Source organism: Halovenus anhuiensis (assembly GCF_037080055.1).
GTDB lineage: Archaea > Halobacteriota > Halobacteria > Halobacteriales > Haloarculaceae > Halovenus.
In genome coordinates, this window is record NZ_JBAOJI010000001.1 from 16,416 (window position 1) to 40,225 (window position 23,810).

24 protein-coding genes and 1 tRNA gene are annotated in these 23,810 nt (G+C 62.4%); 8 read left to right on the forward strand and 17 right to left on the reverse strand.

All coding sequences use genetic code 11. The features are described from left to right. Nucleotides 1–87 precede the first annotated feature (87 nt). From V8P86_RS00100 to V8P86_RS00125, 6 genes are all read right to left on the reverse strand, one after another. A complete protein-coding gene (locus tag V8P86_RS00100; RefSeq protein WP_336325195.1) occupies nucleotides 88–1,632 on the reverse strand; it encodes a molybdopterin-dependent oxidoreductase in 1,545 nt (514 codons plus the stop codon). Between the two features lie 93 nt (nucleotides 1,633–1,725). Then, the gene (locus V8P86_RS00105; RefSeq protein WP_336325196.1) at nucleotides 1,726–3,021 is read right to left on the reverse strand and encodes an MFS transporter; all 1,296 of its coding nucleotides are present in this window, start codon (nucleotides 3,019–3,021) and stop codon (nucleotides 1,726–1,728) included. 42 nt (nucleotides 3,022–3,063) lie between these two features. Further along, nucleotides 3,064–3,408: an AMP-binding protein gene (locus tag V8P86_RS00110; RefSeq protein ID WP_336325197.1), complete on the reverse strand. Its 345-nt coding sequence runs from the start codon at nucleotides 3,406–3,408 to the stop codon at nucleotides 3,064–3,066. A 272-nt stretch (nucleotides 3,409–3,680) separates the two neighbouring features. Continuing rightward, nucleotides 3,681–3,755, reverse strand: a tRNA-Glu gene (locus V8P86_RS00115). Between the two features lie 83 nt (nucleotides 3,756–3,838). Further along, nucleotides 3,839–5,026, reverse strand: a complete 1,188-nt coding sequence (locus tag V8P86_RS00120) for a helix-turn-helix transcriptional regulator (protein ID WP_336325198.1) — start codon at nucleotides 5,024–5,026, stop codon at nucleotides 3,839–3,841. A gap of 67 nt (nucleotides 5,027–5,093) precedes the next feature. Next, nucleotides 5,094–8,219 (reverse strand): FAD-binding and (Fe-S)-binding domain-containing protein, encoded by a 3,126-nt coding sequence (locus V8P86_RS00125; RefSeq protein WP_336325199.1) that lies wholly within the window; start codon nucleotides 8,217–8,219, stop codon nucleotides 5,094–5,096. A gap of 152 nt (nucleotides 8,220–8,371) precedes the next feature. Between V8P86_RS00125 and V8P86_RS00130 the strand changes: the two genes are divergently transcribed. After that, entirely contained in the window at nucleotides 8,372–8,608 is a 237-nt protein-coding gene (locus tag V8P86_RS00130) for a hypothetical protein (protein ID WP_336325200.1), read from the forward strand. Nucleotides 8,609–8,611: 3 nt separating this feature from the next. Here V8P86_RS00130 and thyX read toward each other — a convergent pair whose 3' ends face one another. From thyX to V8P86_RS00145, 3 genes are all read right to left on the reverse strand, one after another. After that, nucleotides 8,612–9,355, reverse strand: coding sequence for an FAD-dependent thymidylate synthase (gene thyX / locus V8P86_RS00135; RefSeq protein WP_336325201.1), 744 nt, complete (start codon nucleotides 9,353–9,355; stop codon nucleotides 8,612–8,614). Between the two features lie 76 nt (nucleotides 9,356–9,431). Next, nucleotides 9,432–11,513 (reverse strand): DHH family phosphoesterase, encoded by a 2,082-nt coding sequence (locus V8P86_RS00140; RefSeq protein WP_336325202.1) that lies wholly within the window; start codon nucleotides 11,511–11,513, stop codon nucleotides 9,432–9,434. Between the two features lie 122 nt (nucleotides 11,514–11,635). Further along, complete coding sequence (locus V8P86_RS00145) at nucleotides 11,636–12,691, reverse strand: M20/M25/M40 family metallo-hydrolase (RefSeq protein ID WP_336325203.1); 1,056 nt, start codon at nucleotides 12,689–12,691, stop codon at nucleotides 11,636–11,638. 79 nt (nucleotides 12,692–12,770) lie between these two features. Between V8P86_RS00145 and V8P86_RS00150 the strand changes: the two genes are divergently transcribed. Continuing rightward, nucleotides 12,771–13,064 carry a hypothetical protein gene (locus tag V8P86_RS00150; protein WP_336325204.1) on the forward strand — a complete coding sequence of 98 codons (294 nt, stop codon included), beginning with the start codon at nucleotides 12,771–12,773 and terminating at the stop codon, nucleotides 13,062–13,064. 38 nt (nucleotides 13,065–13,102) lie between these two features. Beyond that, nucleotides 13,103–14,050, forward strand: a complete 948-nt coding sequence (locus V8P86_RS00155) for an Rv3626c family coenzyme F420 biosynthesis-associated protein (RefSeq protein ID WP_336325205.1) — start codon at nucleotides 13,103–13,105, stop codon at nucleotides 14,048–14,050. A 1-nt stretch (nucleotide 14,051) separates the two neighbouring features. Here the strand turns inward: V8P86_RS00155 and ubaA are convergent, their stop codons facing one another. From ubaA to V8P86_RS00185, 6 genes are all read right to left on the reverse strand, one after another. Next, the gene (ubaA, locus tag V8P86_RS00160) at nucleotides 14,052–14,861 is read right to left on the reverse strand and encodes an SAMP-activating enzyme E1 (RefSeq protein ID WP_336325206.1); all 810 of its coding nucleotides are present in this window, start codon (nucleotides 14,859–14,861) and stop codon (nucleotides 14,052–14,054) included. Nucleotides 14,862–14,966: 105 nt separating this feature from the next. Next, nucleotides 14,967–15,431, reverse strand: a complete 465-nt coding sequence (gene ndk, locus V8P86_RS00165; protein ID WP_336325207.1) for a nucleoside-diphosphate kinase — start codon at nucleotides 15,429–15,431, stop codon at nucleotides 14,967–14,969. Next, nucleotides 15,428–15,805: a 50S ribosomal protein L24e gene (locus tag V8P86_RS00170; protein ID WP_336325208.1), complete on the reverse strand. Its 378-nt coding sequence runs from the start codon at nucleotides 15,803–15,805 to the stop codon at nucleotides 15,428–15,430. The genes ndk and V8P86_RS00170 overlap by 4 nt, the downstream gene beginning before the upstream one ends. Then, a complete protein-coding gene (locus V8P86_RS00175; RefSeq protein WP_336325209.1) occupies nucleotides 15,805–16,035 on the reverse strand; it encodes a 30S ribosomal protein S28e in 231 nt (76 codons plus the stop codon). The genes V8P86_RS00170 and V8P86_RS00175 overlap by 1 nt, the downstream gene beginning before the upstream one ends. An 11-nt stretch (nucleotides 16,036–16,046) precedes the next feature. After that, nucleotides 16,047–16,409: a 50S ribosomal protein L7Ae gene (gene rpl7ae / locus V8P86_RS00180; protein WP_336325210.1), complete on the reverse strand. Its 363-nt coding sequence runs from the start codon at nucleotides 16,407–16,409 to the stop codon at nucleotides 16,047–16,049. Between the two features lie 237 nt (nucleotides 16,410–16,646). Next, entirely contained in the window at nucleotides 16,647–17,246 is a 600-nt protein-coding gene (locus V8P86_RS00185; protein ID WP_336325211.1) for a YIP1 family protein, read from the reverse strand. A 247-nt stretch (nucleotides 17,247–17,493) separates the two neighbouring features. On the opposite strand from V8P86_RS00185, the gene V8P86_RS00190 reads away from it, so the two are divergent. The 5 genes from V8P86_RS00190 (at nucleotide 17,494) to V8P86_RS00210 (ending at nucleotide 21,698) form a co-directional block, all read left to right on the forward strand. After that, nucleotides 17,494–18,072 (forward strand): DUF655 domain-containing protein, encoded by a 579-nt coding sequence (locus V8P86_RS00190; RefSeq protein ID WP_336325212.1) that lies wholly within the window; start codon nucleotides 17,494–17,496, stop codon nucleotides 18,070–18,072. Continuing rightward, on the forward strand, nucleotides 18,072–18,929 hold the full coding sequence (locus V8P86_RS00195) for a 16S ribosomal RNA methyltransferase A (protein WP_336325213.1): 858 nt from the start codon (nucleotides 18,072–18,074) through the stop codon (nucleotides 18,927–18,929). The genes V8P86_RS00190 and V8P86_RS00195 overlap by 1 nt, the downstream gene beginning before the upstream one ends. Next, nucleotides 18,926–19,525 (forward strand): HemK2/MTQ2 family protein methyltransferase, encoded by a 600-nt coding sequence (locus tag V8P86_RS00200; RefSeq protein WP_336325214.1) that lies wholly within the window; start codon nucleotides 18,926–18,928, stop codon nucleotides 19,523–19,525. Before V8P86_RS00195 ends, V8P86_RS00200 begins: the two co-directional genes overlap by 4 nt. A gap of 119 nt (nucleotides 19,526–19,644) precedes the next feature. Next, nucleotides 19,645–20,640: a 5-methyltetrahydropteroyltriglutamate--homocysteine methyltransferase gene (locus V8P86_RS00205; protein ID WP_336325215.1), complete on the forward strand. Its 996-nt coding sequence runs from the start codon at nucleotides 19,645–19,647 to the stop codon at nucleotides 20,638–20,640. Then, on the forward strand, nucleotides 20,637–21,698 hold the full coding sequence (locus tag V8P86_RS00210; RefSeq protein ID WP_336325216.1) for a methionine synthase: 1,062 nt from the start codon (nucleotides 20,637–20,639) through the stop codon (nucleotides 21,696–21,698). The genes V8P86_RS00205 and V8P86_RS00210 overlap by 4 nt, the downstream gene beginning before the upstream one ends. Nucleotides 21,699–21,874: 176 nt before the next feature. Here the strand turns inward: V8P86_RS00210 and V8P86_RS00215 are convergent, their stop codons facing one another. Together V8P86_RS00215 and V8P86_RS00220 are read right to left on the reverse strand one after the other, a co-directional pair. Beyond that, nucleotides 21,875–22,723, reverse strand: a complete 849-nt coding sequence (locus V8P86_RS00215; RefSeq protein WP_336325217.1) for an ABC transporter permease subunit — start codon at nucleotides 22,721–22,723, stop codon at nucleotides 21,875–21,877. Next, nucleotides 22,720–23,685, reverse strand: a complete 966-nt coding sequence (locus V8P86_RS00220) for an ABC transporter ATP-binding protein (RefSeq protein WP_336325218.1) — start codon at nucleotides 23,683–23,685, stop codon at nucleotides 22,720–22,722. Before V8P86_RS00220 ends, V8P86_RS00215 begins: the two co-directional genes overlap by 4 nt. Nucleotides 23,686–23,810 lie beyond the last annotated feature (125 nt).

The following is a 23,810-nucleotide window of genomic DNA, read 5'->3' on the forward strand; positions in this document are numbered from 1 at the left end:
AATAAAATTACAGAAGCGAGATGCGAACGCGGACAGGTCTCACGGGGGACGACCGGCGTTCAGGGAGAGCGTCCCGGATCCACACGGTCACTGCGGGCCGACGGTTTCGGAAACCCAGCCGGTTGCTCCGTCGGGCTTCGGGCCGTCCTTCTCGGGGATCTGGAGGTCTCCGTTCCCGTCGCGGGCCCGGACGATCACCTCGTGGCGCCCGCCGGCTCCGTACTCGTGTCGCCACTGTCGCCAGACGTCGTCGCCGGGCAGGGGCTCGGAGAGTTCGGCCTCGGTCCATGTGTCGCCGCCGTCGGTCGACACCTCGACGGCCTCGATCCCCCTGGTGCCGGCGTAGGCGTGCCCGGCGACCTCGTACCGGCCGCTTCCCAGATAGTTGGTCTGCCAGAGCTTGGCGACCGTCTCGACCGGCCCGGTGCCGTGCCAGCCGCGGTGTTCCCAGTAACCTATCGTGTCCTCGTCCCGGACCTCGATCTCCGTCAACCACTTCACGTTGATCTCGCCCCAGTGGCCCGGCACGAGCGCGCGCAACGGCGCGCCGTGTGCCCGGGGGAGCGGCCGGCCGTTCATCCGGTAGGCCAACAGCCCCGGCCGCAGCGCGTCGATCGGAAACTCGTTGTAATAGCCGTCGGCGCCGTGCAGGATCACCCGATCGCCCGACGGCTCCGCCGCCTCGAGCAGGGCGGCGACGGGAACGCCGCTCCAGAGGGCGGTGTCCATCTGGCGGCCGTTGAGTCGGTCGCCGACACACCGCAGCGTGACAAACCGGTCTTCCAGCTCCATCGCCTCGAGGTCTGCGAAGTCGTACTCTCGCTCCTCGGCGACCGCTCCCGTGATCGAGAGCGACCACGCCGCGCGGTCGACGTCGGGATCGACGTTTCTGATGTCGACTTGATAGAAGTCCGTGCTAACGAGCGGTTCGAGGCCGTCGACCGCGAACGACTGCTCTTTCGCGCGCGTCAGTGACTCCCGGACCGCGGGCCGGGCGTCCTCGGGTATCTCGAACGGTGAGGGGAACGATTCTTCACCGGTTCCGTGGAGCAAAACGGCGAGCGCGCTCACGCCGATCGCCGCCCCGATCGAGCCGAGGACGCGTCGTCGCGCGAGCGAGCCGAGAGGACGGTCCGTACCGGCGGCGAGGGCGGCCGCCGCGGCGGTTACGAGCAGGACGATCCCCACTCCGGCTGCGGCACCGAGCGCCGACGGCCAGGACCGCGTCAGTCCGAACGCGAGCGCCGACGGCAGCGCCTGCCCGAGGAGAACGCCGATGACGGTCCTGCCGCGCCCGCGGTCTAGCGCGCCGAGGTCCGGACCATTCCCCAGCAGAACAGCCACGCCTGGCAGGGCGACCAGCCCGAAGGTTACACATGCCACCCCGATAGCCGTCAGAAACGCCAGTTGATGGCCGAGGGTCCCGAGTTGGGTGATCGCGAAAGCGATGAGTGCGTCGGGACTGAGCGCGAGGACGAGTCGATCGAACGTCGTCACGACGAACGCCGGCCGTCGACCGACAGCTAGGTACGACCCCGCGACGGCGGCCAGTCCCGCAGCGAGCGTCACCGCGACCGCCGGCAGCCACGGCCGCACCCGGACGCGCGCTCCCTGTATGCGTGAACCCACCATGATACTATGTAGCAATAGACTTGGCCGAACATGAAAGCTTCGCGCACGCGGGTAGAGGGTGAATTAGGGCCCGGGTTCGACCACCTGGCGGCCTCAGTCGGCTTCCACGCCCGCCCGCGAGACCTCGGGGTTGCGCAGCAGCGGCAGCGAGACGATCGTCAGGCAACTGAAAACGAGCGCCGCACAGAGGACGTAGGTCAACTGATAGCCAAACCAGAGATCCACCGCGGGGATGGCGACGAGCGGGCCGAGACTGAGTCCGATATCGCCCATCACCTGATAGACGCCGCCCATCCGCCCGAGTTCGTCGCCGGGCGTGAGATCGCCCATGATCGCGAGCAGCACGGGCGCGGCCGATCCCATCCCCGCACCGACGAGGACGATCGCCCCGAGCAGCGCCTCGATGGTGGGCACGTAGGCGATCACCAGAAAGCCCGCGCCCATCGCGAGAAAGGCCGGCACCGTCAGTAGCGTCCGATCGCTGACCATGTCCGAGACCCAACCGGTCACAATCGTCATCGACCCCGAGGTGATAACGCCCAGTCCCATCACGATCCCGCTGATACCGGCCGCGCCCAGCGCCGACAGCTCGAAGCCGTAGTCGCTGGCGTAGCGGGCCAGCGTCGAGAGGATGATCCCGCCCCAGAGAAAGCGGACGGCGAAGTTGCCGTAGCCGATCAGGACGACGGTCGGATTGGCCGCGAGCAAGGCGGGAACTTCCCGGAGCTTGACGGCTCGCCCCTCGCCCGCGCCGCCGTGGACATCGGGCAGAACGAGCGTCGCGACGATGCCGGCGACCAGCGCGAGGACGCCCGCCACGAGAAAGGCGGTCTGCATGCTGGCCAGATCGGTCAGGACGCCGCCGAGGACGAGTCCGGTCGGGAAGCCGAGCGACTGCCCGCCGCGCATGTAGCCGACCCAGCGGCCGCGGTTGTTCGCCGTCGTGACGTAGGTGATCGTCGCGAACGCGCCGATGAAGACGAAGGCGCTGCCGACCCCCCAGAACAGTCGAGCCAGCACGAAGACCAGCCCCGGCAGCGACACGTCTCCCAGCAGCGGCACCGTTCCGAGGTGAGTCGGCGGCGTGTAGAGGCCGACGATGTAACCGAACGGCGCGAGCGCCTGTGTGAACAGGCCGAGTATCATCGGCGTCCGTGCGCCGTACTGGTCGATAATCGTCCCGGCCGGCGTGTTCATAAACAGCCGCCCGATCCGGTTCGCCGAGAGGATCACGCTCAGCATGACCGCCGAGATGACGAGTTTCTCGTCAAGCAACGGCAGTGTCGGAAACGCGACGCCGGTCGCGACGCCGCCGAAGAAGACCCCCGCGATGACCGCGAGCGCGATGGTCCGGATCTTCCCCGTCGAGTAGCTGGTTTCTTCAGACATGCTGGCAGTAGTCGACGACTCCAACCTCCGTGTGTAAGTTGTTCACGATTCGAGCCCGCGTTCGTCGGTGATCTCAGCTCCCTCCGCGGGTGTGATAGCGGCGACGACGGTCTCCCCGCGGCGTTCGTCGGTGACGCCGAAGATCGCGGCCTCGTGGATCTCGGGGTTGTCGTAGTACCTCTTCATCACTTGCGGCCCCTGAATGAGGATCTCGCCTTCCTCGCCGGGGCCGACTTCGTTGCCGTCCCAGTCGACGATCTTCGATCTCGTGTGACCGACCGGCTGGCCGACGCTGCCGGGCCGATTACCCAGCGACGACCACCTGATCGTATGGGGTGGCCCCGTCGTCTCGGTCAGGCCGTAGCCCTCCGAGAGGGGGAACGTCAAAGGCTTCCTCGAACCCCTCCTGTATCGGTTGCGGGAGCTTGTCCCCGCCCGGCCCGGCCCAGCGTCGACAGATCGTATTCGTCTGGGTCGTGGGCCTACCGATTTGCTGAAAGATCGACATTGAGTTGGCTACGAATCGCAAGACCACAGTAGAATTTGATGCTCCGGCAGGGATTTGAACCAGATGGCAAACGCTCGCTACACTCGCGTTTGCGTGATTTAAATCTCTGTCGTGCGCTTCCTTTTTCACTCGCTCTGGTCGTTCAAAAGAATGCTCCGGCAGGGATTCGAACCCTGGTCATTGCCGTGAGAGGGCAATATGATTGGCCGGACTACACCACCGGAGCGCGACATCCTCATGTACTGGGAGTATCGTTTTAACCATTGCGTTTTCCCCCGATTGTCCGCCGGTGTTGTCAGGAAACAGCGGCTACCGGTTCTCGTCCTCGAACGGCGATCCGGCGGCTTCGGGCTCTTCGCCAGCGAGGCTGATGATGTTCTCTCGGCCCACCCGCAGTTTGCTGATCTCGCCTTCGTCTTCCATATCCGAGAGCAGCATACTCACCTTCGATTTCGACCACTCAGTCTCTTCGACGATAGTCACCTGTCGCATTCGGCCGCCGTTGTCTTCGAGGAGTTTCAGCACCCGGTCCTCGTCGGACAGCAACTGCTCGGTTTCGAGGGCACCACCGGTCTCGGCCTGTTCGTCAACCTGTGGAGAGGGCTCGGCTGACCCACTGCTTGCGTCCTGATCAGTCCGGGCCATCGTATACCAGATGGCAGACCCACCAACTCCGAGCAACACTAGAAGTCCGAGCATGAGCGGAACCATCATTCCCGAGCCACCGCCTCCAATCTCGGGATCCTCACTGCCCGTGTCGGTCCCATCGTCCGACCCTGTTCCGTTGGTGGGATCTGTCGGTGTCACGTCTGGCGGAGAGAGCCGAACGTCGATTTCCCCCGGACTGAACTCGCGGTAGCCGTTCCACTCGACCCATTCACCGGGGTCGGATTCGTCGCCGAGATCGACTTCATCGGGACTCGGAGACACGCTATCGAAGGAGACGTTCTCCCCGCGTTCGATCCGTAGTCGCTGGTCTTCGAGAATGACGAAACCGCCGTCGAAGACATCAGAAACGATGACCTGTTCGCCGTTTTGTTGGGCGAAGCCGACCCACCGGAAGGACATCTCGACGATCCCATCACGGCTGATCTCGCTGTAGCGGGCCTCCCGCTGGAAATCCGTCGCGTTCATCTCACGATCCGTGACCTCAGTCCCGTCTTGGGTGAGTCGGTCGGCGCGCTGTTGGAAGTTGCTGAACGTCTCGGTTTCTTCGGTGTTGAACCGCTCGGCGTACTGTCTGAAATCCTCTATCTCCTGTTCGTCAGTGATCCGCTGGCGATACTCGACCGTCCACCGCGCATCGCCGTTTTCCAAGACAGTGATCCGGAACTGTGTCTCGTTGGCCTGCTCGATCTGTGCCAGTTCGAGCGGCTGTTGCGTGGATTGCTGGTCGGACGGGAGCCCCGACTGCGTCGGCGAGTCGAGCACTGCGATACCCACCCCTCCCAGCAACGCGATGGCAACGGCGATGCCGACGAGTACCCGACGATGCATCTATTGTAGAACACCAGTAGGCAGGGTAAAAACACTACGCCTGACAACGCTATTTATATATCTACTTTCAGGAACAGTCAGGGCAACTACCGGCAAGGACTTCGATCGGGTGTGGCGGAAGGTCGCCCGGTCGATCGAATGGATCGGTCACTGTCCGGCGGTCACCGAGTTGACTCCGGCAGGAGGCACCCGGGGTGACGAGTAATTCCCCCGAACTCTGTTCGATCTGTTCGTCGAGAATATCGGCAATCGACTGGCTCATCGAGTAGTGTTCGGCTTCGTATCCGAAACTGCCGGCCATGCCACAGCAGCCAGAATCGAGCGCGTCGACCGCATAGCCGGCCCGTCGAAGAACGTTCACCGCGTGGTGGTCGCGGTTGCTCGCCTTCTGGTGACAGTGACCGTGATAGACCACGTCTGTCGAGGCTGGCTCGAAATCGACTCGCTCGTCGATACCAAAGCGATCCAGATACTCACAGAATCCATACGTGTTCGCTGCGACCCGTTCGACATCGTCGCCTGCCAGGAGATCGAGATAGTCGGACTGTAGCATCACCGCATCGGACGGTTCCGGGACGACAATATCCCACCCGGTCGCGGCTTTCGGGGCCAGCGTCTCGACGTTGGCTGTGGCGCGCTCGCGTGCGGTATCGAGAAACCCCTTCGAGTGGGCCGCGCGACCGCTGGCTGTGACCCCCTCGGCGACGCGAACGTGTACTCCGGCAGATTCGAGTAACTGCACCGCTGCTTTCCCGACCTCGGGGTGGCTGTAGTTCGTGTACGTATCGGGAAAGAGCAACACCTTTTGGGTTCCTTCGTCGCGTCCGATCTGTGGTTCGCGGTCGTCTGCCCAGTCGACCAGTGTCTCCCGGCAGAACGACGGCAGTTCACGCTCTCGGGCGATACCGAACAGTTTCTCGGTGACGAGTCCGCTGCCGGGGACCCGTTGCAGCAGCGAAGGCAGCGGTGCGAGTGTGCTTCCGATGGCGCTGATCCGGTCGACGTTCGCGAACAGTCGGTCGCGGAGATTCGCGCCGGACTCCTCGTGTTGTTGGTGCTGGAGTTCGGCTTTGAGTTTGGCCATGTCGACCTCGCTCGGGCAGTTCCGCGCACAGCCCTTGCAGCCGATACAGAGATCCATCACCTCGGTCATGAACTCCTCGTCAGTCTCCTCGATAGAGAGGTCGCCGCTGATCGCCTGTCGGAGTGCGTTCGCCCGGCCGCGGGTACTCGTCGACTCTTCCTCACTCGCGCGGTAGGTCGGACACATCACGCCACCTGTCGTCTCCTGCGGACCGCGACAACCACCGCAGCCGTGGCAGAGTTCGACCATCCCTTGCACCCCGTTGTCGTTGTCCCAGTTCATCGTCGGCTCGAAGCTGATCTCGGCCTCGTACTCCGGAGAAAAACGGAGATTCTCGGTCATCGAGACGGCGACAGCCCGTCCGGGCGTATCTTCGGGCAGCGATTCGTCGGCCCCGTAGCCACAGACCTGTCCGGGGTTGAGGATCCAGTCCGGATCGAAGGCCGTCTTCAGTTCGCGGAACAGTTTCCAGACCTCTTCTCCGTAGAGTTTTCGATTGAATCTGGTCCGCGCGCGGCCGTCGCCGTGTTCGCCGGAGACGCTGCCCCCGTACTCGACTGCCAGGTCGGTCACGTCCTCCGAGATACCCGTCATCTGCTCGATTCCGGACTCCGATTTCATATCGATCAGCGGCCGGACGTGCAGACAGCCCGGTCCGGCGTGGCCGTAGAAACTCGCGAACGTGCCGTGGTCGTCCAGCACCTCCCGAAAGTCCGCCACGAACTCCGGCAACGTCTCGGGCGGGACGGCAACGTCTTCGATGAAACTGGCGTGTTTGGTGTCGCTGGTTCGTGAGAGCAATATCGGGAGGCCGCTCTTGCGAAGTTTCCAGAAGCGCGCCCGCTCGGCCTCTTCGTAGGCTTCGCTCGCGGACGTGGCGAGGACTGGCGGCTGTTCTTCTCTCGACCCATCGCGCATCCGATCCGCGAGCAGATCCTCGACCTTCTCTCGGCCCTCTTCGGTCGAGTCGGCGTAAAACTCGACCAGCAGGACCGCTTCGGTCCCTTCGGGAACCATCTCGTCGACGAGCGCGCCGAACTCCTCGGTCTCGCGGGCCAGATCGAGCAGTACGTCGTCCAACACTTCGACCGCGGCGGGGTCGTGTTCGACGATGGGTGCAACGTCTGCCATCGCGTCGGCGACGGTGTCGTATCGCAGCAGCGCCATGGCTTTCTCCGCCGGAATCGGTTCCAGCGAGACTGTCGCCTCCGTGACGATTGCGAGCGTCCCTTCGCTGCCGGCGAGCAGGCGAGCCAGATTGACCGATCCGTCTTCGGCCTCCGAGAGCAACCTGTCGAGATTGTATCCCGAGACGTTTCGCTTGAGTTCCGGATAGCGTTGCTCGATCAGTTCGCGCTCGTCGAGCAGCGAGCAGACCGAACTGTAGATCCGTCGTTCTGCCTCGGAGATGTCCAATTCGCCCGCAGCACCCGCTTCGAGGTCCTCCGTCGAGACGGTCCCGAACTCCGTGACGGTGCCATCAGCGAGGACGACCTCACACTCTTCGATGTAGGCGTCGGTCTTGCCGTACTGCAGCGAGTGCGACCCGGTCGAATTGTTTCCGATTGCACCCCCGAGTGCGCTCTTGTCACCCCACGCCGGATCCGGCGCGAATTTCAGCCCTTCAGGTTCGAGCGCGGCGTCGAGATCACCGAGCAAGACGCCCGGTTGTGCGCGTACCCGTCGGGCCTCGGTGTCGATTGCCCGAACCTCGTTCATCTGCTGTGTGAAATCGAGGACGACGGCCTCGTTGACGGACTGACCGGCGAGACTCGTTCCGCCGCCCCGCGGCAGTACCCCCATCTCACGCGCGTGACAGTACTCGACGACCGCTTTCACGTCCGCCGTCGAAGTCGGATAGACGACGCCGATGGGTGTCACCTCGTAGGCGCTCGCATCCGTCGCGTACAGCTGTCGGGACAGATCGTCGAACCGAACGCTGCCGTCGATCTGTTCGTCTAGTTCTGCGGCCGGTGCCGGCCGTTCGGTCTCACCGCCGGTGTAATCGTATTCGGCCCGTTCGTCCTTGTCGGGGCCCGCACCCGTTGCTGGATTCCCCGCTGTCGATTCACTCCCCGGAATCCGGCGCGAGTCGTCCCGACGTGCCATGGCTCCCGATATGTTCGGCGACGGATTAAAACACCGGCTTTCCCGATCTGTCCGGGCCGCCTCGAACCCAACGCTGTTAGGATCCTCGGTGTCGACGCAGCCCAACCACGTTAGGTGTATGATCGAATACACACCGGTGCATCCATATTCGTATGCAACAACAAGCCGATCTGGCTGCGACTGCGAACGACGTCAGCGAGTCGATGACAGAAGTGAGCGAACTCATGGCCGACCTCTCTGCATCGATCGAACAGGCCGCCGACGGCTTCACCGCCTTCTCAGAGACGATGGAACAGGCCGCGGACACCTTTAGCGACCGGCCGGAATCGACACGTGAGCCAACTGCCACGAGAAGCCAATCCCGCGGTTTCACGCCCGCCGACGACTAACAGTTAGGGGGCGAGTCGGTTCTTCCGGTTTTTCATGTTCTCCTCGTAGTACCCGAAAGTGATCGGGCACCACTCGGCGGCGAGATCCAGCACTTGCTCGGTCATCTCTCGAATCTCCCATTGAGCGTCCGCTGCTGCCCGCATATCGGCCACGTGCATCAACATTCGAGCGTTCATCGACATCACCATATTGACCTTCGTCCCGATGGGGAGCACGTACCGTGCATCTTCGGGCGGGAGTCCGAGATCGAGCAGTTCCTGATAGGACTCGAAGGCGGTCTCTATCGTGTCCCGGAATAGCTCTTCGCGCTCGGCGGCCGTCTCTTCGTCCACGTCGGCCGTCTTCTGATTCCGGCCGACCCAGTCGGGGTCCTCCACAGACGGCGGGACGACGACCATCTCGCCCTCTCGCACGTCGGCGGGGTCGACTTCGTCGAAGGAGACGTACCGCATCGACTGGATGTCGAAGGAGACGTGGCGGTGACGCGTGATCTGTGCCATGCAGGATCGGCTGATTCCCTTCACAGCAACGGTTGCGTGGGGGTGTTCAAGCGGGCCGAAGTGGCCGTGTTCGAGCAGGTGATGGATGAGCGTCTCCTGACGGTCTTCTAAGGAGTCGCCTTCGATGTCGGCCATCACGTCCTCGAAGGCAGTCTCGCCGACGAACTCCTCCATGTAGTCGTTGCGGGCCGCCTGACAGATCAGTCGCTCCGGATCCTCGGTCGCTTCGAGCAGTTCGACTTCCATACACAGTCGGCCGAACCGAACGAGTATAATGTTTCTCTCTCCGCGTGAAGAGCCGGGAAAAATCAGGTCGTCGCGATCAGGCCGTCTGCAGCGCAGCGAGTTCGTCAGCCAGTGCGTCGATCAGTGCCTCGCGGGCAGCGTCGCGCTCGCCGGAGAGGAACTCGATGCGGCCGTCGCGTGCACCGCGCACGTCCACTGCCGCCCCGGGTGCCTCGTCGCCCGCGCGCTCGGCCACTGCGCGCACGTCGACGCCCGTCTGCGAGCGAATGTACGCCTCGTCAGTGCCGACACCGATCAGTGCGCCCGCTTCGTCGCGGTGGCGACGGAACAGTTCGTCCAGAAGGAGCGGTTCTGGCGGGAACTCGTACTGGTGGGTGTACGACTCCGTATCGAGGACGAGGATCGTCTCGTCGTCGACGGTTCGCTCCTCCAGATTGGCTTCGGCCGTCTCGATTTCTGTCTCGATGCGCTCGCGGAACTGCTCGCTGATGTGTTCGGCGAGGCCGACCGGATCCTCCGCCTCGTCGGCGAACAAAAGGTCTGAGATCAGTTCGCGCTTGTCCTCGTAGGACTGGTAGAACGCCTCCAGTGCGACTGCCTCCCGAAGTTTCCGGGTGTCGTCGGCGTCGTAGCCCGTCTCGGCAGCCAGTGCCGTGTACTGGTCGGGCGTGTCCTCCCAGAAACTCACCGCGGGCAGGTGACCCAACTCCTCGCGCACGTCGGGGTTGACGTGTGCGCCGACGGTCGCGCCCAGCACCGTCGCGCTGGTCTCGTAGTCGCCTTCGAGTGTCGGGCTGACGAGAATGTCGACAGCCTCGGCGACGCCCTCCTCGATGGTTCGCTCGTCGACGACGACCCGGCGGGCGTCGTAGGTGTCGAGCAGATCGAAGCCGTCGATGGACTCGGCGGAACCGCCTGCCCCGACGAAGACAAAGAGCGGCAGCGTCTCGCCGTGCCGGTCGCGATTCTGGAGCATCGTCGTGATGTCCTTGGTCGCGTCGTTCATGTCGTAGACCGACCCCTCCAGCGGCCGACGGTCGAAGTAGTGATACTCCGCCTCGCCGGCGCCGTGCTCGTCGCGGATCAGCGGCAGCGTCGCCCGCTCGATGGCGGAACTGGCCGCGTAGCCGTCGGCGTTACCGGCGTGTCGGACGACGATCGGTCGCCCCTCGATGATGGCGCGTCGGATCGCGGTCGCGGCGTCGCGAATCGGCTCTGCAACTGCCTCGACGGCGGGGTCTTCGGTCAGCGCCTCGAACTCGGCGGGGCGAGCGCGCTGGACGACCGCTTCTTCCATCCGCTCGGTGACTGCGTCGCGCTCGTCGTCGGTGAGGATGACCAGCGCTTCGGTCTCGACCTGCAGGTCGCCGCGTCGGCGCTCGACTTCGCCCTCGATGCGGACGATGTCGCCTTCGTCGACTTCGGGGTAGGCCCGGACGCCGGCTTCCTCGAAGGCCGCACACTCGACGGTGCCCGTCTCGTCGCGAAGCTCGAAGACTGTCGGACCGCTCGTCTGGCGCGCGGTCTCGATTTCGCCTTCGAGTCGGACGCGATTGCCGACCAGATCGTCGAGCTGGTCGACCGTCGCCTGCTCGAACTCTGGTGCCGAATCTTCGGTCTCTTCGGTCTCTGGTTCGGACTCGTCGACCGATTCCTCGGCTTCAGTGGACTCATCGGTCTCTTCCGGTTCGGCTTCTTCTGTCGTCGATTCGACCGGCTCGGGTTCGCCGATGTCTTCGGTCTCCTCGGCTTGCTCCTCCGCTTCGTCTTCTTCTTCGTCGAGTAGTTCCTGTTCGGCGTCCGGGTCGTCGATGAGTGCGCCCCGGAACCGGGATTTCTCCTGGCGGATCGACCAACCGAGGTCGACGTTGCCGTTGTCTCGAACGTTCTGTACCTGGACGAAAATCGTCTCGCCCGGCTCGAGGTCCATGCTGTCGAGTCGCTGGTCGAGTTCGCTCTTGTGCAAGAGGCCGGTGACGCTGTCACCGATGTCGACGAAGATACCGAACTCGGCGTAACCGTCGACCGTCCCACGGTAGTACCGATTCGGCGTCAGTTCGTCCGGCTGTGTTCCTCGGAACTCGAAGACCACATCCTCTTCGTGAAGCTCACAGACTCGTCCATCGACAGATGAACCGCAGATGATACACGATCCCATTGCCGTTAGCAACGGCATCCGGCCTAAAACTGTTGTCGGATTGGCTCTGTCAATACCGACGGCGAAACTCGGTCTCTTTCCGACGTAGGTATCGATCTGTCCGGTACCGACCCGCAGTGTGCTCAGAAATCGACGCTGAATTCGTATGCGTCGGCGCTGGCGGCGAACTGTCCGAGCAGTTCGGCGGTCGCATCGAGATCGTCGAGATCCAGCGTCTCCGCGGGCGTGTGCATGTACCGGTTCGGGATCCCGACGTTCAGCGAGGGTGTGCCGCCGCGGGCTGTATAGAAGGCGTCGGCGTCGGTTCCGGTTCGGCTTCCGGTCGCTTCGAGTTGGATATCGATCCCTTCGGTCTCGGCCACGTCTCTGACGGCGTCGACGACATTCGGATGATTCGCGCTCCCGCGTGCGACCGAGGGACCGCCGCCGAGTTCGACGCCGCTTGACTCTTTGCCCGGCGTCCCCGGATCGTCGGTCGCGTGGGTCACATCGGTTGCGATTACGGCGTCCGGATCGAGATCGAAGCCGACCATCTGCGCACCGCGCAGACCGAGTTCCTCCTGGACGGTGCTCACGGCGTAGACGGTCGCCGCGGGATCTGCTTCGGCGGCCCGGCGAAAGCCCTCCGCGGCGGCCCAGATCCCGACGCGGTTGTCTAGTCCGCGGGCGGCGATCCGGTCGTTTTCCAGTTCGGAGACGGTCTGCTCGAAGGTGATCGGGTCGCCGCGTTCGACGAGATTTTCGGCCGCGTCGCCGTCTTCGGCCCCGATATCGACGTGCTGTTCGCTGATCTCTGCTGTCTCGTCACCGTCCCGATCACGGAGATGGATCGCGGTCTGACCAATCACGCCAGAGACGGTCCCGTCGTCTGTGTGGATCTGGACGTGCTGGCCTCGTGAGACGGTCTTGTCAGAGCCGCCAATGGGCGTCATCTGGATGTAGCCGCTGTCGGTGATATCGCGGATCATGAATCCGATTTCGTCGCCGTGGCCGGCCAGCGCAACGGCTGGTTCGTCGCCTTCCAGGACCGCAACCGCGTTACCATAGTCGTCGGTCCGTACCTCGTCGGCGTACTCGCTCACGTAGTCGATCCAGACCTGCTGGGTCGCTGACTCGAACCCCGAGGGACTAGCTGTTTCGAGGAGTGCGTCGAGAAACTCTCGGTGTGCTGGCTCCATACGGTCACTTGTCGGCCCCGTTTCCTAAACGATTGCTGAAGTCACAACGGGTAAATGTGAGGTGGGCGAAAGAAACAATATGGTTGACATCACACTCGTCGAACTCCACGTCGAAGACGGATCGTTCTCTACGACGCTCCCATTCAGTGGTATCAGTAGCGCAGCGGACGACGAGGACACACAGCGAGACGACGAACAGGAAGCGGCGGCTGAGGACGACGAGGGGGGATCCGGAAAGGGGCTGGCGTTACTCGGTGTGCTCGTGTTGCTCGTCATTGGCACCGCTGTGGTGAAATATCTCACTGGAGAGGACGAACAGCCCGAGGTGGCGGTCGAAACCGACGAGGAATCGCCCACTATCACGGCTGAATAGCATAAAGGCCTATATTCCTCACTCCGTTCGTCACGGGTATGAGCATCTATCGCAGTGTCCGGGCCGTCACCGGTGCGTCTGGTGATGGACCGGTCGACTGGGCGGCCGTGACAGACGCCGCTCGCGCCTCGACAGACCCGGGGGATCTGGAGATGAGCGACGCCGAGCGACAGGGCTACGCCGACGACGTGGCCGACGCGCGTGACCGCGTCCGCGAAGTCACGGCTCTCGAATTCGACCTGCCCGAGCGGGTCGAAGTGATGAACCGCCACCACTGGCTCGACGCCAACGTCGGCACCTTCGAGCGTGTGATGGACCCAATCGAACAGCAGGCCGAAGTCATGCCGGGCTTCGCCCGTGTCATCAATACGGGTTCGATGGCGTTTGCACTCTCCTTTCTCTCGAATCACGTCCTCGGACAGTACGATCCTCTCTTGCTCGCCGACGGCGAGGCCCACGCACTGTATTTCGTCCGCCCGAACATCCAGCGAGTCGCCGACATGCTCGATGCGGAGTACGACCGCTTCCGTCGCTGGATCGCCTTCCACGAAGTGACCCACGCCGCCGAGTTCGGGGCCGCGCCGTGGCTCCCCGAACACCTCGAATCGACGATGATGGAAGCCGTCGAGAACCTCACCTCCGGTTCGATCGACCGCGAGAACCTCGGGGAACTCGACACGACGATGACCGCCGTCGAGGGCTACGCGGAACTCATCATGGACGAGGCCTTCGACGACGAGTACGAGGATCTGCGCCGAAAACTCGACCAGCGCAGACAGGGTCGAAGTCCCGTCGAACAGTTGATCCGGAGACTGCTCGGGCTGAGTGTCAAACGACGCCAGTACGAACGCGGCAAGAAGTTCTTCGACGACGTGGTGCAGGCCAGCGACATCGAAACCGCGGGTCGGGTCTGGGAATCACCCGAAATGCTTCCGACCGATGCGGAGTTCGACGACCCGCAGGCGTGGCTCGCCCGGATCGAGTGAGTCAGTCGCTCAGCGTACAGGCGCCGGCGTATTCGCCCTCCGTGACGGAAGTGATCTGTGGCTTGTCGCTACAGACCGGACACTCGGGGTTAGGCGCAATCGGGACGAAATCGAAGGTCATGCCGCCGGCATCATACGCTAGCAGCCGTCCTTCCAGCGTCTCACCTTCGTCGAGAATGACTTTGATGACTTCTGTCGCCTGAATCGCGCCGATCGTGCCCGGAAGAACGCCGAGGACGCCCGCCTCCGCGCAGTTGGGGATCGTTCCTTCCGGCGGCGCTTCGGGAAACAGACACCGATAGCAGGGGCCGCCGGTCAGCGTCGTCGCCTGGCCCTCGAACTTGTAGACTGCGCCGTGACTGAGCGGTTTGTCGGCGAGCATGCAGGCGTCATTGAGCAAGAACCGAGTCGGGAAATTGTCTGAGGCGTCGACGACCACATCGTAGCCCTCGATCAGCGACTCGACGTTCTCCTGTGTGACTCGTGTCTCGTACGTATCCACCTCGATATCGGGATTGAGCGTATGGATGAACTCCTCGGCACTGTCGACTTTCGGCCGGTCCACGTCGTCGTTGCCGTGGATGACCTGCCGCTGGAGGTTGCTCAGTTCGACCACGTCGTCGTCGGCGATACCGAGGTGGCCGACGCCGGCAGCAGCGAGATACTGCAACACCGGCGCGCCCAGTCCGCCCGCGCCGACGACCAGCACCGAACTGTCCAAAAGCGCCGCCTGTCCCTCCGGCCCGACATCGTCCATGATGATATGCCGGGAGTAGCGGTCGAGTTGCTCCGCGTTCAGATCCAGTCCCATACTCGTGATACGAATTGGGTAGGTAAAAAGCGGCCGGGACCCTCCCAGCGGCCGACAGTGCTGTCGCTCCAGAACAGCGACGGCGAGAGAAACCGCGAATCTGGCCTACTCGTACAGCCAGGTTTCGTCGACTTTCTCCCAGCCGACGAGTTCCTCTTCGTCGAAGAAGAGGTCGATTTCGCGTTCGTTCGAGCCGGGGTCTTCGTGGTCCGAGGCGTGGATCACGTTCCGGCCGAGGTCGAGTCCGAGGTCGCCGCGGATCGAACCGGGCGGGGACTCGGCAGGGTCGGTTTCGCCGACCATGCTCCGGACCTGTCGCGTCGCGTCCTGTCCTTCCCAGACCATCGCCATCACCGGATCAGAGGTGATGAACCCGACGAGGTCGTCGAAGAAGGGTTTGTCTTCGTGTTCGCCGTAGTGGTCTTCTGCGAGGTCCTGATCGATCTGCATGAACTTCGCGCCGACGAGTTTCAGTCCGCGCTGCTCGAACCGCGAGATGATCTCGCCGATGAGTCCGCGCTGGACACCGTCGGGCTTGACCATCACGAAGGTTCGTTCGGCCTCGCTCATGCTTCAGCTTCCTCCTCCGCTTCCTCGTCGGAGTCGGCGTCAGCGTCAGCATCCTCGTCAGCGTCGGATTCGGCCTCGTCGGCCTCCTCTTCTGCCTCGGATTCTGCTTCCGCTTCCTCGGCCGCTTCGTCTTCCTCGGCTTCCGCTTCGTCGGCTTCTGCTTCAGCCTCGGATTCGGCTTCTTCTTCGAGTTCAGCCTCTTCTTCTTCGTAGCCGATCCATTCGAGATCCCGGGACTCGCGGCCCATCATGTAGTTTTTCTGGGCTTTGGAGTCTTTGAACCAGAGGATGGTGCCGTCTTTCTTGACGAACATCTTCCCGGTTCCGGGTTCGATGTCATCGCCGGTGTAGTCACAGGTTCGTTGCTGGACCATTATTGGCCTCCAATCTGGTCGGCTTCGCGGGCTGTTTCGCGCAACTGGAGCACGTCGCCCTCTCGGACGGGACCGAGCACGTTGCGGGTGATGATTCGACCCTTGTTCGAGCCCTCGCCGATGCGGCACTTGACCTGCATGGCCTCGCCGTGCATCCCGGTCCGGCCCACGAGCTCGATCACTTCTGCCGACGTCGATCCGCCGCTGTCTTCAGATTCCTCTGCGCTCATATCCGGTCACCTCAGCGGAGTTCCTCGACTTTGTCGACGATGTCCTCGACGTCTGCGGAGGCATCGCCTGCGTCGGTGATGGCCGCGGCGGCGCTGCCGACTTCGAGGCCGGCGGCGCGTCCGAGATCGTCCTGTGCACCGATGAAGACGTAGGGCACGTCTTTCTCGTCGGCGATCTCCGGGAGATGCATAACGATCTCCTCGGGCTGAACGTCCTCAGCGATGTAGATGAGCTCGGCGTTGCCGCGCTCGACGGTTTTGGTCGTCTCGTTTGTACCTTTCTTTACCGTTCCTGTATCCCGTGCTACCTCGAGGGCTTCGAGCGCGTCGTCCTCGAGATCCGCAGGGACGTCAAAGTCAGCATATACTGGCATGATTTGTTCACCTCCCGTGCGTGGGCTCACACTTCCCCGCTCCTGTGGGTTCGACCCACGTTCCGCCGCCGTGGCGGCAAGTCCTATTCGAGCTGGAAGCGTCATCAACCCCGCACAGGCTGTACACACAACTGGCCCAGCATGCCTAAAAGCGCTTTCGATGGGACATTCGCATGCGAGGGTGGCCCACGACCGGGAGAGTCACTGTCCAGCGCTCACGAGTGGTCCTCCCCCGAGCTACCCTAACAAAAAGGAAAGCAGTCCCAGCCCAACCGCCACGAGGAGTGTTTTACCGAGTGTGATGTCGTGAACTTCGGACAGCCCAATCGCCTGTACGACCCCGATCCAGAGGGTCCTGATGAATCCGACAACTAACAGGATGCCTGTCCGTTGATTGGCGGTCTGCTGGATAAACTCGAATGCGGCGTTCGGATCAGAAGGGACCTGTCCGATCACACCGACGAAACCGGCCAGAACGAGGGGCGTCATAACGATACTGACCAGACTTGCCTCGCCGACGACCGCGAGCGTGGCCTCGAAGCCACGCTCCGCGCCTGCGAACCACATGAACGCGTGAAATATCGCGCCGACCAGCACCCAACCGAGAAAGACCGAGCCGAATAAAACGAGAAACATCCCGTTGAGTTCCGACGCGACTACCTCCCGTTCGGCAGCAGAGAGGTCGATCTGTGCGAAGACGCGCGTGACGAACCACCACACCAATACGGTCGTGAGTACGGCTTCGAGCGTGACGATTCCGGCGGCAATCCTGAGAGAAGGCCGCTGCTCTCGACGAAAATACCCGTAGGGGTCGACGATGGGTGTCCGCGGGGACATATTGACAACCGATTTCACCACTAAATAAAAAAGTGTTGGTTTACTTACTGTGTGGCTAGACTGGATACAAAACAGGCGAACCTTCGCCGTCTGACCCAGTGCTGCTAACTACGGACACCTCTCGCCGAGGACACACGGCGTTCGGCCCCGCTGCTCACGGCTTCGCCGTTCGCTGTCTCGAGGACTCGCTACGCTCGTCCTCGCGCCTTGCCCACGTTTAAGTGATCGGTCGCCGTAGGTAATCGACATGAGCGACGACGAACGCGACGACGACGCTGGGGCGCCGACGGGTATCGTGCTGGATTTTCTCCCGCACGGCCGGACCGAGGACGATCGCCCGCAATACGAGAAAGAGCCGCTGGCGTACGTGCTCGATTCCGAGGAGTTCGAGCTCTACGAACTCATCGCCGAAAGCGACGCGAACGTCACCATCGGTGATCGGATCGATCCGGCGACCGCAGACTTCGTGACCCGGTACAGCGCCATCGAGTACGAGGACCTTCCGGGGGGAGCCCAATCGGAACTCGAATACGTCATCGAAGATCTCGTCGAAGAACAGGAGCAGCGATTCGTCGACTTCTACAACGACGCCCAGCCGATTACCCTGCGATTGCACCAACTCAACCTCCTGCCGGGGATCGGCAAGAAACTCCGTAACAACATCCTCGACGAGCGCAAACGCAAGCCCTTCGAGAGCTTCGAGGAACTCGAAGAACGCATCGGTGGTCTCCACGACCCCGAACAGGTACTGGTCGACCGCATCATGGAGGAACTGCGGGAAGACGACCTGAAATACCGGATCTTCGCCCGCCGCGAGGAGCAGTGATGACCGGCCAGTTTCGCGATCCGGACGCCCTTCGAGCGCGTGCTGGCGTCGCTGGCGATCCCAACCGTGACCAGCACTTCCTGGTCGACGACCGCGTACTCGATCGACTCCCCGAGTACGCCACAGAGGCAGAGATGGATACCAGTCACGTCCTCGAAATCGGCGGTGGGACGGGCGCGCTGACCGACCGCCTGCTCGCCGTCGCCGATCACGTGACCGTCGTCGAGCGCGACCAGAAGCTTGCAGAGTTTCTCAACTCCGAGTTCGCCGAGGCCCGTGAAGATGGCCAACTGACCGTGATCGAGGGCGACGCACTGGAGGTGGATCTGCCTGACTTCTCGGCATCGGTGTCGAATCTCCCCTACGGTATTTCCAGCGAAATCGTCTTCCGACTCCTTCCTGTGGACAAGCCGATGGTACTCACCTTCCAGGCGGAGTTCGCCGAGCGGATGGCTGCCGACCCGGGGACCGACGAGTACGGCCGGCTGTCCGTGACTGCCGGCCACTACGCAGATGTCGAAGTTGTCGAACACATCCCGCCAGAGGCGTTCGACCCACAGCCCGCAGTCGACAGTGCTGTCGTCAGGACGACCCCCCGCGAACCGGAGTACGACGTGCCCGACGACGAATTCTTCATGCGCTTTCTCCGCGCCGTGTTCACCCAGCGTCGGAAGACGATGCGCAACGCCGTCCGCAACACGGTCCACATTTCCGGGCTGAACGACGGCGACGCCGTCGTCGACGCGGCCGAGGAGGAACTGATGAGCCGTCGTGCGGGTAACGTCACCCCTGCAGAGTTCGCACAACTGGCGACGCTGGCGTGGGAGGTTGGCGTCCCCGGCGAACCCGACGCATGACTGACGACGACTCTCCTGACATCCCGCAACTTGCCGAGCAGCGCGACATCGAGACAGTGTATCAGCCTGCGGAGGACTCGAAACTCCTCGCCGATGCCGTCGTCGAGGCGGTCGATCCGGACCAGCGAGCGCTCGATGTCGGCACTGGCTCGGGCTACATCGCCACGCGCCTGCGCAACGAAGCAGATGCCGATGCGGTCGGTGTCGATCTCAATCCCGAGGCCTGCGAACAGGCTTTCGAGGCGGACGTTCCGGTCGTTCGCGGCAATATGTTCTCCCCGTTTTGCGACGACGCCTTCGATGTCGTCGTCTGCAACCCGCCGTATCTCCCGACCCCGCCCGAACAGGAGTGGGACGACTGGATGGAGCGAGCGCTGTCAGGCGGCGAAGACGGCCGAGCGATGGTCAATCCGTTCCTCGACGGCGTCGGCCGCGTGCTCGCCGAGGGTGGAGCGGCCTACCTGCTCATCTCGACGCTGACGGGTCCCGAAGAAGTTCGCGCGTACGGTCGCGAGCGCGGACTGGATAGCGAAATCGTCTCTGAGGAATCACATCCCTTCGAGAAGCTACTCGTCGTGCGGTTTGTCCGGGACTGATCGCGGTCAGATTTCTACTGGATGGCTCTGCCACCCTTGGACCGCTCGTTATGCTGAGATTACTATTGAGCATATCCAAAGAGAAAATATTAAAGCCCGTCATGACCTACTCAGATTCAATGACAGAGATTGTTGCGACGACACCGGGGTTGTATCCGCTGCCCGACTGGGCGAAGGAACAACTCAAAAACCAGAAGGGCAACCAGAAGGCTGACCTGATTAGCGGCGACGAGAGTGAGGAAATCGAGCAATCCTACGAGGACGTTCGGACCGAGTTCATCGACGCCCAGCAGGCGGCGAGTCTGGATCGGATCGTCGAGGGACAGGGCCGCTGGGACGATATGCTCGCTCACCCGCTCGCGGTCAACGACGCCGTCGACACCCAGGGTATCGTCCGGTACTACGATAACAACAACTTCTACCGCGATCCAGTCGTCACTGGTGATCTGGAGGCGACCGGCGACGTGGCCAACGAACTCGAAGCGGCCGCCGAGCAGGTCGAGGAGGGGCTTCAGGCCGTTCTCCCCGGCCCGTACTCGCTCGCGGATCTCGCGACGGACGAACACTACGGCGACGATGCCGCCTTCCAGGCCGCCATCGCCGACTTTCTCGCAGACGAGGCCGATCTGCTGCCCGATGTCGAGACGCTCTTTTTGCTCGAACCGTCACTGGTCGAGAACGCGCCCGGTGAGGGTGCAGACGAACGCGCCAGCGATGCTATCGATACAGTTGCAGCAGCGACCGACGCTGAGGTCGTCGTTCACCCGTACTGGGGCGCGCTGGAGGAGAAAGTCTACGCACACGTGATGGACGCCGATATCGACGCGCTCGGCTTCGATCTGATCTCCGACCACGAGCAGAACGTCTACAACGCTCAGGAGTACGGCACCCCTGACGACGTGGCGCTGGGTATCGTCGACGGCCAGAACACGCTGGTCGAAGAGCCAGAAACCATCGAGGAGCGCATCGAGTGGTTCACCGACCAGACTCAGCAGAACGACTACGAGCGAATCTACGCGACGACCAACACAGAGACGTTCTACCTGCCGGTCAACCGCTTCGAGGAGAAACTGGAGGCGCTTGGCGCACTCAACAAGACAGAGGTGAAAGCATGACACGAGAGCAATTCCGACCAGAAGATCACGAAAACGATCACTTCCTGCTGACGACCGTCGTCGGTTCGTACCCCAAGCCGCGCTGGCTTCACCGCGCACGCGACCTCGTCGACGACGAGGACCACGAGTTCGACGAAGAGGACTTCGAGGAAGCGAAAGACGACGCGTCCCGGCTGATCACCAACGAACACGAGCGCTGTGGGCTGGATGTCGTCGTCGACGGCGAGATGCGGCGCAACGAGATGGTCGAGTACTTCGCCCACCGCATCGATGGCTACGAGTTCAACGGACCGGTCAAGGTCTGGGGGCACAACTACTTCGACAAACCGAGCGTCGTCGAAGAGGTCGAGTACGACGAGGAGTGGCTCATCAGCGAATACGAGTTCACCTCGGACGTTGCCGATACGCCCGTCAAAGTTCCGATCACCGGGCCGTACACCCTCGCCAAATGGTCCTTCGACGAGGTCTACGAAGACACCGAAGAACTCGCCCTGGAACTGGCTGATCTGGTCAACGAGGAGATCGAGGGTCTCGTCGAAGCTGGCGCGCGGTACATCCAGATCGACGAGCCAGCACTCGCGACGACGCCGGACGACCACGCTATCGTCGGCAAGTGTCTCGAACGCATCGTCGACAACATCCCAGAGGACGTTCGCGTCGGCCTCCACGTCTGTTACGGCGACTACTCACGCATCTACCCCGAGATGCTCGACTACCCGGTCGATGAGTACGACCTCGAACTCTGCAACGGCGACTACGACCAACTCGACGTGTTCAAGGAAGACGAATTCACGAAGGATCTCGCCCTCGGCGTGGTCGACGTGCACGTCCGCGAACCCGAGTCGGTGGAGGAAATCAAGGAGAACATCAAGAAAGGGCTGGAGATCGTCCCACCTGAACGGCTGACGATCAGCCCCGACTGCGGGCTGAAACTCCTCCCCCGTGACGTGGCCTACGGCAAGATGGAGAATATGGTGCAGGCCGCCCGCGAAGTCGAGGCGGAACTCGACGCCGGCGAAATCGATATCGAAGCACCATCGATTTCGGCCGACGACTGAGCAAGCATACGGCGAGTGCTGCGCGAACGGCGACGCCGTGAGCAGTGAGGGCGAGGTGTTTCTTCCCCAAGTTTTCACGAGGAGAGGTAACCGAGCAACGCGAGGCTACCCGAAGAAGTAAAAAGTGGTTGTGGAGCACCAACGCTCTCCGCGGACGACTGAGCTGCGTTTTTTCCTTATCCGATATTCGCTTTATCGAACCGCCAGATGCCGATCAGCAGCGGCACCACCAGCCACGCGACCAGTAGCGCGAGTCCCATCTCACCCTGGACGTACCACGACATCGTCGAGGGATCGAGGGTGTTGGCCGTCAGGAAATCCTCAGGGAAGGCCAGCATCGTCGAGGAGAGATAGGACTGAGTCGGGCTGATAACCATCGTCATGAACGTGATTGGGTCGTCTCCGACGCCCAGACCGAGGAGTTCGTTGAGAACATACCGCAGGAGGCCTGTAATCGACAGATCGCCGAAGACGACCAGCAGGTTCGTCACGAAGTAGAAGCCGAGCGCACCGCCCATTGCACGCGATCGCGAGGCAGTCGACGCCGAGATGGCGATTGCGACGGCGACGTAGGCCAGCGCGTACAGCGTCGTGAGCGCTGCGACGGCGAGGAAAGTCCCGATCATAAGATCGGAAAACCAGACTAGCGACAGGATCGCCGAGACGACGAAGGCAAACAACAGCGACGCTGTGACAATCGCCGTCCGGGAGAGGAACTTCCCAAGGACGAGTTCACGCCTGTTGATCGGCGTCGACAGTAGGAACTTGATGCTCCCCGACTCGCGTTCGCCAGCGATAGAGAGATACGCCGCAACTAGTGCGATCGCCGGGATGAACATCGCGCCGACGAAGACGAGATTCCAGAGCGCGAGGGTCACATCTGCGAATCCCTCCATCCCGCCGAACGTGTGGATCTGGTAGAAGAACAGCGCCGTAATGAGTGTGAATAGTAAGCCGACGAACCAGACGATCTTTGTCCGGCGCACGTCGAGAATATCCTTCCGCATCACACCGATGGCGCTCATTGTACCACCTCCGTCTTCGCGGCGGTTTCAGCTGTCTCTTCTCCTCCGGGAGCCTCGGCTTCTCCGTTTCCGGTGTAGGTGTTGAATAGCTGTTCGAGCGAGGTGTCCTCGGAGATGATGTCCCGGACAACTGTTCGCTCGTCGAGCGCATTCACGACGCGAATCTTCGCCGCCGGCCCCGCGAGCGACGCCTCGACGACGCCGTCCTCGATAGTCACACTCTCGACGCCGTCCAGCCGTGTGAGGGCGTCAGCGCCCGGCGTGTCGGCGACTTCGACGGCAATCGACGCTCCAAGATCGAGGTCGCCGCGGAGTTCGTCGAGTGTGCCCTCGGCGACGAGTTCGCCCTCGTTCATGATCCCGACGCGGTCACAGACTGCTTCGACCTCGCCGAGGATGTGACTCGAAAAGAACACCGTCCGGCCCTGCTCGGCTTCTTCGCGGATGATATCGCGCATCTCCTGCATCCCAGTCGGGTCAAGGCCGGATGACGGTTCGTCCAGTACGAGCAGGTCGGGGTCGCCGATCAGTGCCATCCCGAAGGCCAGCCGTTGCTGCATCCCTTTCGAGTAGCCTTCGACCGGGCGCTCGCCGTCTTCTCCGGAGAGTCCGACCTGTTCGAGTGTGGCATCGATATCGCCATCGACGCCCTTTGTCTTCGCAATCCAACTGAGATGTTCCCGGCCCGTGAGTCGGTCGTACAGTTCGGCACCCTCTGGCAGGATCCCAATTCGTTTCCGGATCTGTTTCGCCTCGGTCGTCGGATCGTGTCCAAGGACGCTCGCAGATCCCGAACTGGGTCGAATCAAATCCAGTAGCATGTTGATTGTCGTCGACTTGCCCGCGCCGTTCGGGCCAAGAAAGCCGTATATCTCGCCTTCCTCGATAGCGAGATCCAGCCCGTCGACGGCGGTCAACTCGCCGAATGTCTTCGTCAGGTCGTTCGTTTCGATGACGCTCATGTTTCCCCATTCAACAGACCTGTAAAAAGACCCCACAGAGAGGTTTCTCGCCGGGAAACGCAGTTTCTCGCTCAGTCGAGCGTCCGCAAGCGGACCCGTGATGTTTTAATCGGAGACGCACACAG